Consider the following 15,093-nt stretch of genomic DNA (forward strand, 5'->3'; position numbering starts at 1 on the left):
ATGGATTTATTCTGTTGGGCCATATTGCCAGCGCGGTAAGCGTTTCTCCAGGAAGGCGGCCACCCCTTCACGCTGATTGGCATCGCTAAAGAGATCGAGAAACAGCGACCGCTCAAGGGGCAAGGCGGCATCCCGCGGGCCGCTGCGGCCCTGATTGATCAGGGTTTTGCAGGCGCGCAGGGCGCTCGGGCTCTGGCGCTCCACCAGATGGGCCATCTGGTGCGCCGCCTCCCACGCCTGACCGGTTTTCACCACCTCCTCCACCAGCCCCATCTCGTAGGCCAGCGAGGCACTCACCTTCTCACCGCAGAGGATCATCCGCTTGGCCCAGCCCGGCCCCACCAGCTCGGTCAAACGCTGGGTGCCACCGGCACAGGGAAGCAAGCCCACCGAGGCTTCCGGCAGTCCCAGCAACGCCTGCTGCTCGGCGATGCGGATATCACAGGCCAGCGCCACTTCCAGGCCACCGCCCATGGCATAACCATTGATGGCGGCGATACTGACGCCGTGAAAACGGGCCAGCGCCTCGAAGGCCTTGCCAAAGGCCTCGGCTACTTCGCGGGCCAGCTCGACATTCCCCTCGACAAACATATTGAGGTCGGCACCGGCGCAGAAAAATTTGTCGCCCGCACCACGGATCACCAGCGCCACCACATCGGGACGACTGTCGAGCTCCACCATCATCTGCAAAAATGCCTGCAGGCTGGCAAGGGTCCAGGTGTTGGCAGGGGGATGGTCGAGGGTGATATAGGCCACGTGGCCATGATATTCGAGTCTGATCCTTGTCATAACATTGTCCTTGTCGATGAAGCTGCCGCCATGATGACAGGCTTGAATGACACCAACCTGTGGCTGGCTCACAAAGCCGAAACCGGCATGGCATGGTGCAAATCGGGTGGCAGGCAACACACCCTTGATGCGACCACCGGTTAGCCCAGCGACAAACCGGGATCGGCCAGCAGGCGGCGCGCGATGATGAGTCGCATCACCTCGTTGGTGCCCTCCAGAATGCGGTGTACCCGGGTATCGCGCAGATAGCGCTCGAGCGGATACTCGCGGATATAACCATAGCCGCCAAAGAGTTGCAGAGCCTCATCACAGATTCGATAACCCACATCGGTAGCATAACGTTTGGCCATGGCACACCAGGCACTCTTGTCGGGTGCCCCGCGATCCAGTTTGTCGGCGGCCTGACGTACCAGCAGGCGGGCGGCAGCCAGCTCGGTCGCCATATCGGCCAGGCGAAACTGCACGCTCTGGAATTCGCTGATCGGGTGACCAAATTGCTGGCGCTGCTGCACATAGGCCAGCGCATCATCCAGCGCCTGCTGGGCGGTGCCCACCGAACAGGTGGCAATATTGATGCGCCCCCCATCGAGGGCCTGCATGGCAAATTTGAACCCTTCCCCTTCTTCGCCCAACCGATAGCAGGCAGGAATGCGAACCCCATTAAAGACAACCTCACGGGTCGGCTGGCTGTTCCAGCCCATCTTCTCTTCTGCCTTGCCATAGCTCACGCCGGGAGCATTAGCCGGCACCATAAAGGCAGAGACCCCCTTCGCACCTTCACCACCGGTACGGGCCATCACCACCAGCACATCGCTGCTGCCTGCCCCCGAGATAAAGACCTTGGTCCCCTCGATGAGGTAGCTGTCACCCTCGCGCACCGCCCGGGTCTTGAGGGCCGCCGCATCTGAGCCTGCCCCCGGCTCGGTGAGGCAATAGGAGCCCAGCAGCTCGCCGCTGGCCAGTTTGGGCACCCACTCCTTGGCAACCTCGGTGGGCAACCAGCTACCCAGCATCCAGCTCACCATGTTGTGGATGGTCAGATACGCCGTGGTCGAGGTACACCCCATGGCGAGGCGTTCAAAGATGAGGCTCGCATCGAGGCGAGGTAGCCCCAATCCGCCAAACTGCTCCGGGGTATAGAGGCCACAAAAACCTAGCCCGGCCGCCTGCTTGATGGTCGGGATCGGAAACTCATGCTCCTTGTCCCAGCGCGCGGCATGGGGTTTGAGCGCCTCATCGGCAAAGGCGGCGGCCGCCTCCACATACGCCTGTTGATCATCAGTCAGGGTAAAATCCATCTTGTCGTTCACTCCCTTGTTGCCCAACGCTTATTTTCCCGCGCTTACTTTCCTGAGTTAGTGCTTTATAACGCGGCGCCCACACGCTGCGTCAGTCGGATCTGCCACTATGGCGCTGTTGTCGTGGTAGCTGATGACGCTCTCATAACTACCTCTCTATCGACACACAACAGACTAACAATTGATTTACGTTTACGCTAACGTAAACTTGTGGCAGAAGTGAAGTACAAAATGGACCGACCACTACCAGCCGTAACGCCGAGTCAGCCGGTCGAGCCAACCTTCCTACCCGACTGTCATATCCGCAAGGAGAGCATGGATGCAGATGGATGAGACCCTGAATGCCCTGACCGAACAGGTTGCGGCCTTCTGCCAGAAAGTGATCGCCCCGCGCGCCAGCGAGATCGATCAGAGCAACGCCTTTCCCCGTGATCTCTGGCCCCGGATGGGTGAACTGGGGCTGCACGGCATCACGGTGGCGGAGGAGTATGACGGGGTGAACCTCGGCTATCTGGCCCATGTGCTGGTGATGGAGCAGGTAAGCCGCGCCAGCGCCTCGGTCGGCCTCTCCTACGGCGCCCACTCCAATCTCTGTATCAATCAGATCCACCGCCACGGCACGGCGGAGCAAAAAGCACGCTATCTCCCCCCGCTGGTGAGCGGCGAGCATGTGGGGGCGCTGGCCATGAGCGAACCGGGAGCCGGGTCCGATGTGGTCAGCATGCGCCTCACCGCGGAGCGCGAGGGCGATCACTTCGTGCTGAACGGCAACAAGATGTGGATCACCAACGGACCCGATGCCGACACCTTCGTCATCTATGCCAAGACAGATACCAGTGCGGGCCCCAAAGGGATTTCTGCCTTTATCGTTGAAGCCGGCACTCCCGGTTTTTCTACCGCCCAGAAGCTCGACAAGCTGGGGATGCGCGGCTCCAGCACCTGCGAGCTGGTGTTCGACAACTGCCGAGTGCCGCAGGAAAACCTGCTGGGCACCCTGCACGGCGGGGTCAAGGTGCTGATGAGCGGGCTGGATTACGAGCGGGTGGTGCTGGCTGCGGGCCCCCTTGGCATCATGCAGGCCTGCATGGACGTGGTGCTGCCCTATGTGCGCGAGCGCAAGCAGTTCGGCCAGGCCATCGGCGAGTTCCAGCTGGTACAGGGCAAGCTCGCCGACATGTATACCCGCCTCGCCAGTAGCCGGGCGCTGGTCTATTCGGTGGCGAGCGCCTGCGATCAGGGCCGCACCAGCCGTAAAGATTGCGCCGCCGCTATCCTGTTTGCCGCCGAAAATGCCACCCAGATGGCCCTCGATGCCATCCAGCTGCTGGGCGGCAACGGCTACATCAACGAATACCCCACCGGCCGTCTACTGCGGGACGCCAAACTCTACGAGATCGGAGCCGGCACCTCGGAGATCCGCCGCTGGCTCATCGGCCGCGAGCTGATGGGAGAAAATGCATGAGTCGTATCCACTCCCGCCTCGACACGGCGAGCCCGGAATATGCGGCCAATCGGGCCGCCATGCAGGGGCTGGTCGACGATCTCCACGCCCGCATTGCCGAGATCGCGCTAGGGGGCGGCGCGGCCAACAACGCCCGCCATCAGGCCCGTGGCAAGCTGCTGCCCCGCGAGCGCATCAATCAGCTGCTGGACCCGGGCTCCCCGTTTCTCGAACTCTCGGCGCTGGCTGGCTGGCAGGTCTATGACGAGCCGGTACCCGCCGCCGGTATCATCACCGGCATCGGCCGGGTCTCGGGCAGGCTCTGCATGCTGGTGGTGAACGACGCCACCGTGAAGGGCGGCACCTACTACCCACTCACGGTGAAAAAACACCTTCGCGCCCAGGCCATCGCCGAGCGGCTGCGTCTCCCCTGCCTCTATCTGGTGGATTCCGGCGGCGCCTTTCTGCCGATGCAGGATGAGGTGTTCCCCGACCGGGATCACTTTGGTCGCATCTTCTACAACCAGGCCCGCATGTCGGCCCAGAATATCCCGCAGCTGGCGGTGGTGATGGGGCTCTGCACCGCAGGCGGCGCCTACGTGCCCGCCATGGCGGACGAGTCGATCATGGTCAGGGAGCAGGCCACCATCTTTCTGGCGGGTCCGCCGCTGGTCAAGGCCGCCACCGGCGAGGAGATCAGCGCCGAGGCACTGGGCGGCGCTGAAGTGCACTGTGCCCACTCCGGCGTTGCTGATCATATGGCCCGTGACGATGCCCATGCGCTGGCCATCGCCCGCACGCTGGTGACTCATCTGGGTAACGAGCCGATAGAGAGCAGCCCCGGCTACGAGCCCCCCTGCTACCCGATCGAGGAGCTCTACGGTCTGGTGGGCACCAGTCTCAAACGCCCTTACGACGCCCGCGAACTGATTGCCCGACTGGTGGATAGCTCTGACTTTGACGAGTTCAAGGCGCTGTTCGGCACCACACTGGTGACCGGCTTTGCCCGTATTTGCGGCATGGAAGTGGGTATCCTCGCCAACAACGGCGTGCTGCACAGCGACAGTGCCCAGAAGGGGGCCCACTTTATCCAGCTCTGTAATCGCCGCGCCATCCCGCTACTCTTTTTGCAGAACATCACCGGCTTTATGGTGGGGAGTAGCGCAGAAAAAGAGGGGATCGCCAAGCACGGCGCCAAGCTGGTCACAGCAGTGGCCTGCAGCCGGGTGCCCAAGATCACCCTGATCGTCGGCGGCAGCTTTGGTGCCGGCAACTACGGCATGTGTGGCCGCGCCTATGAACCCGATTTTCTCTTTAGCTGGCCCAACAGCCGCATCTCCGTCATGGGGGGCGAGCAAGCGGCCGGGGTGCTGGTGCAGGTGCGTCGCGACAAGCTGACTGCCGAGGGCAAAGATTTGAGCGAGCAGGAAGCGGCCGCCATCCGTGCCCCGGTGATCGAACAGTATGAGCGCCAGGGTCACCCCTACTACGCCAGCGCCCGCCTCTGGGATGATGGCGTCATTGACCCGGCCCAGAGCCGCACCGTGCTGGCGCTGGCGCTCGCCGCCTGTCAGGGTGCCCGCATTGAACCCGAGCAGTACGGCATCTTTCGGATGTAAGGAGCAAAACGATGTCAGATCCACTTACTTCCTCAGCACTTGGCTCTTCAACACAGGGCCCATTTCGGCTGGAGCGGCACGGCCCGCTGGCCGAGCTGGTGCTGTCGCGCCCGGCCCGCCACAACGCCTTTGATGCCGACCTGATGCTGGGGCTGCTCGACTGTCTCGATGATCTGGCCCATCTCCATGGTCATGATCTCGCCGAACGTCCCCACGCCCTGCTGCTGCGTGCCGAAGGCAAACACTTTTGCGCGGGCGCCGACCTCAACTGGATGCGTAATCTGGCCCACGCCGATTTCGAGCACAATCGCGAAGACGCCCGGGTACTGGCGCGGCTGATGCAGACCCTCGATGAGCTCCCCTTCCCCACGGTGGCACTGGTACAAGGGGCCGCCTATGGCGGGGCGCTGGGGCTGATCTGCGCCTGCGATCTGGTGCTGGCCAGCGACGATGCCCGCTTTTGCCTCTCAGAGGTAAGCCTCGGGCTAGTGCCTGCGGTGATCAGCCCCTACGTGGTGCGCACTATGGGGATGCGTCAGGCGCGCCGCTACATGCTCAGTGCCGAGCCGTTCGATGCCATCACCGCCTGTCGGCTCAATGTGGCACATCAACTCTGCAAGCCGGATCAACTGCTGGCGGAGGGACGGGCACAAGCCCTTCGTCTGTGCCGCAACGGGCCGGAAGCGATGAAAGAGACCAAACGACTGCTGGCGGCCATAGAGGCCCATCCTTCCCGCCTGCACGAAGAGAAAACTGTCGAGACCATTGCCCGGGTTCGGGTGGGACTCGAAGCCCAGGAGGGGATGCAGGCCTTCTTCGACAAACGTCCTCCCGCCTGGCGCCCCCGTTTCAAGGATGAGACATGACCCATCACACTCAAATTAAGCGCCTGCTGATTGCCAATCGTGGCGAAATCGCCGTGCGCATCATCAAGACGGCGAAACGCCTCGGCATCCACACCATCGCCCTCTACTCCGATGCCGACGCCCATGCCATGCACACCCGTCTGGCCGATGAGGCCTGGCATCTGGGGCCCGCACCGGCCAGAGAGAGCTATCTCGACACCGGCAAGGTGCTGAAGATTGCCAAAGAGGCGTGCGCCGATGCCATCCATCCCGGTTACGGTTTTCTGTCGGAAAACAGCGATTTTGCCACCGCCTGCGAACAGCGCGGCCTGCGCTTTGTCGGCCCAAGCGGCGCCGCCATTCTCGCCATGGGCGACAAATCGGGCGCCAAGGCGCTGATGCAGGCGGCCGGTGTGCCGGTGCTGCCCGGCTATCACGGCACGGATCAACGGCCGGACTTCTTGCACGATCAGGCGAGCCTGATTGGCTTCCCGCTACTTATCAAGGCGGCCAGTGGCGGCGGTGGCAAGGGGATGCGCCGGGTCGATCAGCTGGCCGACTTTCACGAGTCGCTGGCGGCAGTCAAACGGGAAGCCAAGGCTGCCTTTGGTGACGATCTGGTGCTGCTGGAGCGCTATCTGCCCCAAGCTCGCCATGTTGAGGTGCAGGTCTTTGCCGATAGCCTCGGCAATGCCATCTATCTGGGGGACAGGGACTGCTCCTTGCAGCGGCGCCATCAGAAGGTGATCGAAGAGGCGCCCGCCCCCGACATCCCTCCGGCTCTGCGCCGCGCCATGGGGGAGGCAGCCGTGGCCGCAGCCAAGGCCATCCATTATCAGGGGGCTGGCACCATCGAGTTCCTGCTCTGCAAGGATGAGTTCTTCTTTATGGAGATGAACACCCGGCTGCAGGTAGAGCATCCGGTCACCGAAGCGGTGACCGGGCAGGATCTGGTGGCCTGGCAGCTGGCCGTGGCCGAAGGCAAGCCGCTGCCACTCACCCAAGAGGAAGTGGTGCTGCGCGGCCATGCGGTGGAGGCGCGCCTCTACGCCGAGGATGTGGCGGCCGGTTTTCTGCCTGCCAGCGGGCCTATCCACTGGCTCCACTGGCCCGTTGGCGTGCGCATCGACACCGGCATCACCGCTGGCGATGAGGTGAGCCCCTATTACGATCCCATGATCGCCAAGCTGATCGCCCACGGCCAGAGCCGCACCGAGGCGTTCGCCAAACTGGCCGATGCGCTGGCGGCACTGGATCTCGGGCCGCTGGTGCACAACGGCCCGCTGCTGCTGCGCCTGTGTGAAGAGCCCGACGTCCTGGCCATGGGCCACCATACCCAATGGCCCATACCCACCACAACACGGCCCATTCCTGAGCTCGCCTGGCCGCTGGCCACCCTCTGGCTGGCGAGCCGCCCTGCGGGCACCTCCCCCTGGCAGCAAGCCTGCGGATTTCGGCTGGGGCCGGCTCGCTGCTGGACAGCGGCGGTACGCATTGGTGATGAGCGCCGGGTATTGACCCTTAACGATCATGGCGGCCAGTTTGAGTGGCAAGGGGAGACTCATTGCTACCAAAGAGGTGACAATAATATCCGGCTGCAGCAGGGTGGCTGCTGGCAACAGATCCCTATTCAGACGGTCGCAGGCTCGGAGGCAGCCTTCATCATGACCCTGGGGGGCCAGCGCATCCGCTTCGCGGCAGATGATCGGCAGCACAGCCACCACTATGAGCAGGCAAACGAGAAGGTGCAGGGCGCCATCGCGCCCATGCACGGCATCGTGGTGGCCGTACTGGTCGAGCAAGGGCAAACAGTCAGCAAGGGGCAACCCCTGCTGGTGCTGGAGGCGATGAAGATGGAGCACCAGTTGCGTGCAGAGCGGGATGGGGTAATTGAAGCCCTGCAGTGCAAACAGGGCGAGCAGGTAAGCCAGGGGGCCGTGCTGGTGCGCTTTGTCGAAGAGATTGCCACACAGGAGGATCACCCATGAACCGATCACAGGACGTCCGTGACGACAGGGTCAGTCTGGTGGAGATGGGGCCGCGAGATGGCCTGCAAAATGAAGCTGCGCCCCTCTCCCTGGTACAGCGGCTGGAGCTGATCCAGCGCCTTACCGACAGCGGCCTGCAACGCATCGAGGTGGGTGCCTTTGTCTCTGCCAAAAAAGTGCCGCAGATGGCGGACTCCGCAGCGCTGTTCGAGGCACTGCCGCGCAAGGGTTCAACCCGTTACGGCGCTCTGGTGCCCAATCTGCAAGGCTTGCAGGCAGCCATTGCCGCCCGCGCCGATGAGATTGGCCTCTTCACCGCCTGCTCCGACGGTTTTACCCGCGCCAATATCGGCATCAGCGTGGAGGAGTCGCTGGTGCGCTTCGCCCCCTTGGTACAGGAGGCGCGCCGACTCGGCATCAAGGTGCGCGGCTACCTCTCCACCGTCATCGCCTGCCCGTTCGATGGCCCGACCCGCCCGAAACGGGTCGCCGCCATGGCCGAACAGTTGCTGGATCTCGGCTGCCACGAAATTTCGCTGGGGGACACCATAGGCGTTGGCACCCCCGGCACGGTGGCGCCCATGCTGGATGCTGTGCTGCACGAGATCCCGGCGGGGCGACTCGCGATCCATTTTCACGACACCTACGGCCAGGGGTTGGCCAACCTGCTGCCCGCGCTGGAGCGCGGTATTCGCACCATCGATTGCTCGGTAGCTGGCCTTGGCGGCTGCCCCTATGCGCCGGGCGCCTCCGGCAATGTGGCGTCAGAAGAGGTGGTCTACCTGCTACACGGCCTTGGCATGACGACCGGGGTGGATCTCGACAAACTGGCGGCCACCGGCCAGTGGGTGAGCGAGCAGCTCGCTCGCCCCAACGGCTCGCGGGTCGGTCAGGCCCTGCACGCCAATGCCGAGCGGCTGCGTGCCCGCCTCTGCCAGCCACACGCCCAGCAACAGGAGTCATGACCATGTCCCGTTCTCTGCCCGGCAAGGAGATCACCTACAGCATTTCGGAGCTGGCCCACGAATTCGATGTCACGCCGCGCACCATCCGCTACTACGAGGATGAGGGGCTGCTCACCCCGCTGCGGGAGGGGCAAACCCGCATCTACAGCCACCGGGACAAGATCCGGCTCAAATTGACCCTGCGCGGCAAACGGCTGGGGTTTAGCCTGGCCGAGATCCGCGAGCTGTTCGATATGTACGACACCGACAAATCGAGCAAAACCCAGCTCCACTCCATGATCCAGCTGATCGATGAAAAGCGCGACGCACTGCGCCAACAACTGGAGGATATCCAGATGGTGATGGCCGAGCTGGAAGCCGCCGAACAGCGCTGTGTTAATTCCCTTAACAGCTTGAAAACTGGCGCAGATTAACCGAATCTGGGAGCAAGCTATTGCCCTGGGGTTCCCATGAGATATTGGTGCTGGTTTTTGCTCTTGTTCAGCCTCTCTGGCTGGAGCCATCCCCTCATCAAGGTTGGTGGATACCCCTATGCCCCCTTTGTGATCAAACTCCCCGATTCCCGCTATGAAGGGTTGACTCTGGAGCTTATCGACCAGCTCAATGCCGTACAGAAAGAGGTGACCTTCGTCTTTGTTCCCACCTCGGCCGCCAACCGTTACAAGGCGCTCGATCTGGGCCGTTTCTCGCTGATGCTGTTTGAAGACACCAAGTGGGGCTGGGACACCGATAAATTCAAGATGACAACCCCCTTCCTCGGTGGTGGCGAGGTCTATGTGGCCCTGAACAAAGCGGGCCGGGATCAGCGCTTTTTTGACGATCCTGCCAGCCATCACCTCATCGGGGTGACCGGCTATCACTACGGCGTCGGCCAGTTCAATGCCGATCCTCTCTACCTGCAGCGCAAGCTCAATATCACCCTGGTCAAGGACAACGTCAGCGCCCTGCAAGCGCTACTCAAAGGGCGCGGCGAGGTAGCCATTCTCAACGTTTCCTACCTTAACCAGTATCTGCAGGCCAATCCCGACACAGCCGACCAGTTGCTGATCTCGCAAAAATGGGATCAACAGTATCAACACCGCGCCATCCTTCACCCTGAGGCCCCCATTACCCCTGCCCAGCTGGAACAGTGGCTGGCAGCGCTGCAACAAAAGGGTGAACTGGATCGCCTTTGGACAAAGTACGGCGTACAACAGCACGCAACCCCATGATTACTATCCAGCTTTTCTGTACCATGGCGGGAACCAAATGGGAGTGCACCAAATGAACACCACCGAGCCCGCGTCCCCCAAGCTCCGCTTGCTGCGCTACCTTGCCTACGCTTTCCTGCTGTTTCTTATCCTGATCACTCTGCTGCTGTGGCAAACCCCCCGTCTAGTCCAGCGCTATCTGCCCGGCTGGCTGGCCGAGCACTATGGCCTGCAACTGACGCTGGGGGAGATTGACGTAGGGCTGCGCAACCCTTCTCTCACCCTCGGCGCGACTGCCCTGCTCGATGCCAAACAGCAGCCTATCATCGGTTTTGAGCAGCTCTTTATCACCCCAAACCTGCAAGCCAGCTGGCAGCAGAGAGGGGTCGTGCTTTCCACCGTCACCCTGACCAAACCCGTGGTGCTGCTGCAACGGCTGACAGATAAAAAAGGAGATGTTCGACTCAACCTGACCGATGCGCTTGCCACCCTGCTCGCCCCTGCGCCCTCCCCCGAGCCCGAAACAGCCAGCGCCCCGCTATTGGTCGATATTGCCAGCATCGCAGTCACTGACGGCCATGTGCGCTATCAGGATCAACGCAAGGAGAGCGAACCCGGCTGGTTGCCGCCTCTCAATCTGGAGAAAGTGACCTTCAAGCTCGATAACCTACGCACCGAGGCAAACCATCCGACCGCCTATCAGCTGAGCGCCGCCATCAACGGCAAAAGCAGCCTCGCTGCCCACGGCAAACTCGATGTGATGAGCGGCATGGGTCAGGGTAAGGTGAGCCTCAAACAGGTCGACCTGAAACCCTTCGCCCCGCTCTGGACACCCTATCTCAAGCTGGATCTGGCCAAGGGCCACGCCAATGCAGAGGTGGAGTACCAGCTTAAAGAGGGCAAGCAAGGGGTACTGTGGCAATTGTCCAAAGGCAAGCTGACGCTGGACAACTGGCAGCTTAAAAAACACAAGGGCGACGAATTTGCCCGCTTCGGCCAGCTGGCGCTTAGCGATCTGGCTGTCGATGGCCAGAAACAGTCGCTCCAGATCGGCAAGGTAACCCTGCAACAGCCCCTGCTCAAGGCCACCCTCAACCCACAGCAGGAGCTTGATCTGGCTGACTTGCTGATTGAACAAGCTCCCGCCAAGCCCGTCAAAGGAGCCGACACCGCAAACGAGGTGGCCAACAATGCGGCGCCCAAGTCGGCACAACAAGCAAAGACAGCCGGTAACGGCAAGAAACATATGCCAGACAAACCCTGGCAGTGGCAGATCAAGCAGATCGCCATCGTCAAGGGCGATCTCACCCTCACCGAATCGAGCAGCGGCAAACCGCAGGCACGCCAGCTCTCCGGCCTCAAGCTGGCGTTGGGGCCACTGGGCAGCAAGGGGGAGCAACCGAGCAAACTGACTCTGGCCACCCAGTTCAACCAGAGCAGCCCCCTCGCCTTTGATGGCCAACTGACCCTGACTCCTTTCACCTTAAGTGGCGACATCAACCAGCAGGGGCTGCCCCTGACGCTGGCACAGCCCTATCTAGCCGATCTGGTACGCATTAAGGTGCAAAACGGGCTGCTGAGCAGCAAGACCCGCCTTGATCTCGCCACCACCGCCCAGGGAGATCTGAGCAAGCTGACCCTGCAAGGGGGGCTCGATATCAACGGGCTCAAAGTAGTCGATCGGGCAGACAATCAGCGGCTGCTGGAGTTCAACACCCTGGCTCTCACCGGTCTGACGTACGACGGCATCAGCCAGCAGATGCGGATCAAGGACATTGCTCTGAACAAGCCCTTCGCCCGCATCGAGATCAACGAAGATGGCACCACCAACCTGCAACAGCTGCTGTTGCCGCAACCGGCGGCAGCCAACAGCACTCACGCGACGGCTGGCAGCAAGGCTCCCGACTTTCGTTTCACCATCGACCAGCTGCGCACCGAGCAGGGCAACCTGCGCTTTGCCGATCGCAGCCTGAGCCAAGATTTTGTGGCCGATATCGCCTCGCTGGGCGGCCAAAGTCGCCATATCAGCAATATTCCGGGGCAACGCTCCGATCTCGCCTTCAACGGCAAGGTGGATCGCTATGCGCCGGTGACCATTCGCGGCGGTACCAACCTGCTGGTGGCCAACCCGATCCTCGACATCGCGGTCGCTTTCCACAATCTGGAGCTCACCACCTTCACCCCCTATTCGGGCACCTATGCCGGTTATGCCATCGACAAGGGGCAGCTCTCCATGAAGCTGCACTACAAGCTGGAGGGCAATCGGCTGGAGGGGGATAACGACATCACCATCAAGAAGCTGCAACTGGGCGAGAAGATCAAGAGCGATCAGGCCAAGGATCTGCCGCTGGGGCTAGCCATCGCCCTGCTAAGCGATGCCAACGGGGTGATACAGATGAACCTCAAGGTGAAGGGCGATCTCGATCAACCGGACTTCAGCATCGGCAATATCTTCTGGGATGTGCTGGGCAACACACTGAGCAAGGCGATCACCTCCCCCTTCTCCCTGCTCGCCTCGCTGGCCGATGGCACCGAAGATCTCGACGAACTTCCCTTCCTGCCGGGGGATCCCGATCTCACCCCCACCCAGCAGGAGAAACTGGTCAAGCTGGCGCAGGCCCTCAAGGATAGACCCAAGCTCAGCATGAACATTCGCGGCAAGGTCAACTTCAACGAGGAGCGCCCCATCCTGCAACGGCAAAAGCTGGAACGGGTACTGGCCAAGCTCACCGGCAATCAGGCGGATCTCGACCTGCTGGAACAGGACCCCGCCCTGCAAGAGGCGCTGGCCCAGGCCTATGAAGAGCGCTTTGGCGAAGATCTGGAAGATCTGGCCGATCGCCTCCATCTGGATGAAGAGAGCGCGGCACTGCGGGCCCAGGCGGTGATCCTGCTGCGGGATCAGCAGCTCATCACCGCCAAATCCCTGCGCAATCTCGCCATGCGCCGGGCGCAAAATACCAAGGAGTTTCTGGTCGACAGCCAGGGGATCGCCCCGGAGCGGCTGTTCGTGCTCGACAGCCAGGTCAAGGAAGAGGACAAGGAAGCCAAAGTGATCCTGACACTGGATCAGTGACGCCGCCGCACTTCGTAAAAAGCGTAATAAAAATACAACCCCTCAACTATTTTGACACCTTTTGCTCACCAAACAGCCTGCCTTGGTGAGCATTTGGCCTCTGATGCAAATAATCACGTAGTTTTTTTACGATTTATCCCCCTTGCCCCCTTGCGGGCGCGCCACAGCCTGCCTAAAATCGCGCGTCTTTTGTTAACCCCCACCTCTATTTTTGGAGAACGCCACGTGAGCGAAAAATTGGCCAACCCTGCCCCTCTGGGTCTGATGGGTTTCGGTATGACCACCATCCTGCTGAACATCCATAACGCAGGTTTCTTCCCCATCAGCGCCATGATCCTGGCCATGGGCCTGTGCTACGGCGGCATCGCCCAGATCATTGCTGGCATCATGGAATACAAGCGTGGCAACACCTTCGGTGTGACCGCGTTCACCTCCTACGGCCTGTTCTGGCTGAGCTTGGTTGTCCTGCTCGTCATGCCGACCATGGGTCTGGCCGAAGCCACTCCGCACGCCTATATGGGTTGGTATCTGCTGATGTGGGGCATGTTCACCCTGTTCATGCTGGTTGGCACCATCAACTACCCACGCGCCAAGCAGTTCGTGTTCGCCTCCCTGACCGTGCTGTTCTTCCTGCTGGCCGCCCGTGACTTCACCGGCAGCACCCTGATCGGCACCATCGCCGGTTTCGAAGGCATCATCTGTGGCGCCAGCGCCATCTACCTGGCCATGGCCACCGTTATTAACGAGCAGTTCGGCCGCACCGTGATGCCAATCGGCGATCACAAGAAAGCCGCCGCAGTACAGCTGAAAGCCGCTGCCTGATAGGCAAGCCACTCAGATTGTGAAAAAGGCACCCTCGGGTGCCTTTTTGCTATTTCGCAAAGCTGACGCTCCTGCACACACATCTCCCTTTTCAGCCCTACATCCGGATATCCGTCTCTAGCTATTCGGCACTCCTGACACACCCATTTGTGGATATATCCATCAACTAAATAAGGCTCTCTCGGGCCACCACAAGGGATGCAGTTTGTTTTTTAGTATGAGGGCGTATAGCCACTGCCTTTTTTAGGAAATAATCCACCTAATACTATCAGGTTATTTTAAAGCATCCCGGTTCAATACTTTTTTATCTGCCATCAAAAGGTCATTCACCTTGCTCGACCAAACAGGTTCATATTCTTTATTTTCATTTTTTTTGATAGGCCATACAAAGCCATGTTTATCAAAATCTGCCTTGTCGATTGTTGTCCCCGGTTGTGGAGTTAAAATCTTCACATTCAATTTATTAGCAGCATTTATCACTCGCTCTATGGGTTCTGACCACCCATGTGGAGCCATATTGTAAGCAGCCCAATGAACAGGTAATAAATATTTCCCTCGCAATATTTTATGAGCTATAACGGCTTGCTCTGGTCCTAGGTGTGTATCATGCCACATGGCACTATATGAGCCAGCCTCCATTAATGTTAGATCAAATGGGCCATACTTTTCACCAATAGTGTTAAACTCCCGATGCATCCCCGTGTCACCACTATAAAAGATTGAATTATTACTATCCTTTATGACCCAACTCGACCACAAGGTGTGATTAGATCTTGATAAACGGCCAGAGTAATGGCGTGCCGGTGTTGAAGCAATAAACACCCCATCAATGACTTTTTCTTCCCACCAATCAAATTCAATCACTTGAGCTTCTGGCCCCCACCCATTTCATGAGAATGCTCTTGATTCCTAATGGAACAACCCATTTTGTTTTTTTACTTCTAAAGTAGTTCGCTACCTCATAGTCTAAATAACTGTTCCGAATAGTAGATCACTGGAGGAAGGGAACTCAGTCCAGTTTGTGCGATCTGATTAGTCGCCAAACAAAACAAGCCACACC

Annotated in this window: 12 protein-coding genes; 9 read left to right on the plus strand and 3 right to left on the minus strand. The window is 60.2% G+C overall.

Going from position 1 to position 15,093, the window contains the following annotated elements; all coding sequences use genetic code 11:
- Nucleotides 1-6 precede the first annotated feature (6 nt).
- A complete protein-coding gene (locus AB5Y76_RS16895; RefSeq protein WP_005336930.1) occupies nt 7-789 on the minus strand; it encodes an enoyl-CoA hydratase in 783 nt (260 codons plus the stop codon).
- 140 nt (nt 790-929) lie between these two features.
- Nucleotides 930-2,087: an acyl-CoA dehydrogenase family protein gene (locus AB5Y76_RS16900; RefSeq protein WP_263717767.1), complete on the minus strand. Its 1,158-nt coding sequence runs from the start codon at nt 2,085-2,087 to the stop codon at nt 930-932.
- A gap of 319 nt (nt 2,088-2,406) precedes the next feature.
- Between AB5Y76_RS16900 and AB5Y76_RS16905 the strand changes: the two genes are divergently transcribed.
- The 9 genes from AB5Y76_RS16905 to AB5Y76_RS16945 all read left to right on the plus strand — a co-directional run bounded on the left by AB5Y76_RS16905 (nt 2,407) and on the right by AB5Y76_RS16945 (nt 14,033).
- The gene (locus AB5Y76_RS16905) at nt 2,407-3,549 is read left to right on the plus strand and encodes an isovaleryl-CoA dehydrogenase (protein WP_100645989.1); all 1,143 of its coding nucleotides are present in this window, start codon (nt 2,407-2,409) and stop codon (nt 3,547-3,549) included.
- Nucleotides 3,546-5,147 (plus strand): carboxyl transferase domain-containing protein, encoded by a 1,602-nt coding sequence (locus AB5Y76_RS16910; protein WP_263717768.1) that lies wholly within the window; start codon nt 3,546-3,548, stop codon nt 5,145-5,147. Before AB5Y76_RS16905 ends, AB5Y76_RS16910 begins: the two co-directional genes overlap by 4 nt.
- 11 nt (nt 5,148-5,158) lie before the next feature.
- Nucleotides 5,159-6,013, plus strand: coding sequence for an enoyl-CoA hydratase-related protein (locus tag AB5Y76_RS16915; RefSeq protein ID WP_128835562.1), 855 nt, complete (start codon nt 5,159-5,161; stop codon nt 6,011-6,013).
- Entirely contained in the window at nt 6,010-7,980 is a 1,971-nt protein-coding gene (locus AB5Y76_RS16920) for a biotin carboxylase N-terminal domain-containing protein (RefSeq protein ID WP_263717769.1), read from the plus strand. The genes AB5Y76_RS16915 and AB5Y76_RS16920 overlap by 4 nt, the downstream gene beginning before the upstream one ends.
- The gene (locus AB5Y76_RS16925) at nt 7,977-8,945 is read left to right on the plus strand and encodes a hydroxymethylglutaryl-CoA lyase (RefSeq protein WP_069527392.1); all 969 of its coding nucleotides are present in this window, start codon (nt 7,977-7,979) and stop codon (nt 8,943-8,945) included. Before AB5Y76_RS16920 ends, AB5Y76_RS16925 begins: the two co-directional genes overlap by 4 nt.
- Before the next feature lie 2 nt (nt 8,946-8,947).
- On the plus strand, nt 8,948-9,358 hold the full coding sequence (locus AB5Y76_RS16930) for a MerR family DNA-binding transcriptional regulator (RefSeq protein ID WP_047436889.1): 411 nt from the start codon (nt 8,948-8,950) through the stop codon (nt 9,356-9,358).
- Nucleotides 9,359-9,394: 36 nt separating this feature from the next.
- Nucleotides 9,395-10,156: an ABC transporter substrate-binding protein gene (locus AB5Y76_RS16935; RefSeq protein WP_115521917.1), complete on the plus strand. Its 762-nt coding sequence runs from the start codon at nt 9,395-9,397 to the stop codon at nt 10,154-10,156.
- Between the two features lie 52 nt (nt 10,157-10,208).
- Complete coding sequence (locus AB5Y76_RS16940; protein ID WP_263717770.1) at nt 10,209-13,211, plus strand: DUF748 domain-containing protein; 3,003 nt, start codon at nt 10,209-10,211, stop codon at nt 13,209-13,211.
- Between the two features lie 225 nt (nt 13,212-13,436).
- Nucleotides 13,437-14,033 carry a GPR1/FUN34/YaaH family transporter gene (locus AB5Y76_RS16945; RefSeq protein WP_021230311.1) on the plus strand — a complete coding sequence of 199 codons (597 nt, stop codon included), beginning with the start codon at nt 13,437-13,439 and terminating at the stop codon, nt 14,031-14,033.
- A 273-nt stretch (nt 14,034-14,306) separates the two neighbouring features.
- On the opposite strand, the gene AB5Y76_RS16950 is transcribed toward AB5Y76_RS16945, so the two are convergent.
- On the minus strand, nt 14,307-14,897 hold the full coding sequence (locus tag AB5Y76_RS16950) for an MBL fold metallo-hydrolase (protein ID WP_263717771.1): 591 nt from the start codon (nt 14,895-14,897) through the stop codon (nt 14,307-14,309).
- Between the last annotated feature and the right edge of the window lie 196 nt (nt 14,898-15,093).

This window comes from Aeromonas sp. R1-2 (assembly GCF_040908505.1).
Lineage (GTDB): Bacteria > Pseudomonadota > Gammaproteobacteria > Enterobacterales > Aeromonadaceae > Aeromonas > Aeromonas veronii.

Bases quoted from the DNA above. Each gene is read 5' to 3' on its own strand.
- AB5Y76_RS16910 (WP_263717768.1), top strand. From the start codon at position 3,546: ATGAGTCGTATCCACTCCCGCCTCGACACGGCGAGCCCGGAATATGCG.
- AB5Y76_RS16940 (WP_263717770.1), top strand. From the start codon at position 10,209: ATGAACACCACCGAGCCCGCGTCCCCCAAGCTCCGCTTGCTGCGCTAC.
- AB5Y76_RS16920 (WP_263717769.1), top strand. From the start codon at position 6,010: ATGACCCATCACACTCAAATTAAGCGCCTGCTGATTGCCAATCGTGGC.
- AB5Y76_RS16935 (WP_115521917.1), top strand. From the start codon at position 9,395: ATGAGATATTGGTGCTGGTTTTTGCTCTTGTTCAGCCTCTCTGGCTGG.
- AB5Y76_RS16930 (WP_047436889.1), top strand. From the start codon at position 8,948: ATGTCCCGTTCTCTGCCCGGCAAGGAGATCACCTACAGCATTTCGGAG.
- AB5Y76_RS16905 (WP_100645989.1), top strand. From the start codon at position 2,407: ATGCAGATGGATGAGACCCTGAATGCCCTGACCGAACAGGTTGCGGCC.
- AB5Y76_RS16895 (WP_005336930.1), bottom strand. From the start codon at position 789: ATGACAAGGATCAGACTCGAATATCATGGCCACGTGGCCTATATCACC.
- AB5Y76_RS16925 (WP_069527392.1), top strand. From the start codon at position 7,977: ATGAACCGATCACAGGACGTCCGTGACGACAGGGTCAGTCTGGTGGAG.
- AB5Y76_RS16900 (WP_263717767.1), bottom strand. From the start codon at position 2,087: ATGGATTTTACCCTGACTGATGATCAACAGGCGTATGTGGAGGCGGCC.
- AB5Y76_RS16915 (WP_128835562.1), top strand. From the start codon at position 5,159: ATGTCAGATCCACTTACTTCCTCAGCACTTGGCTCTTCAACACAGGGC.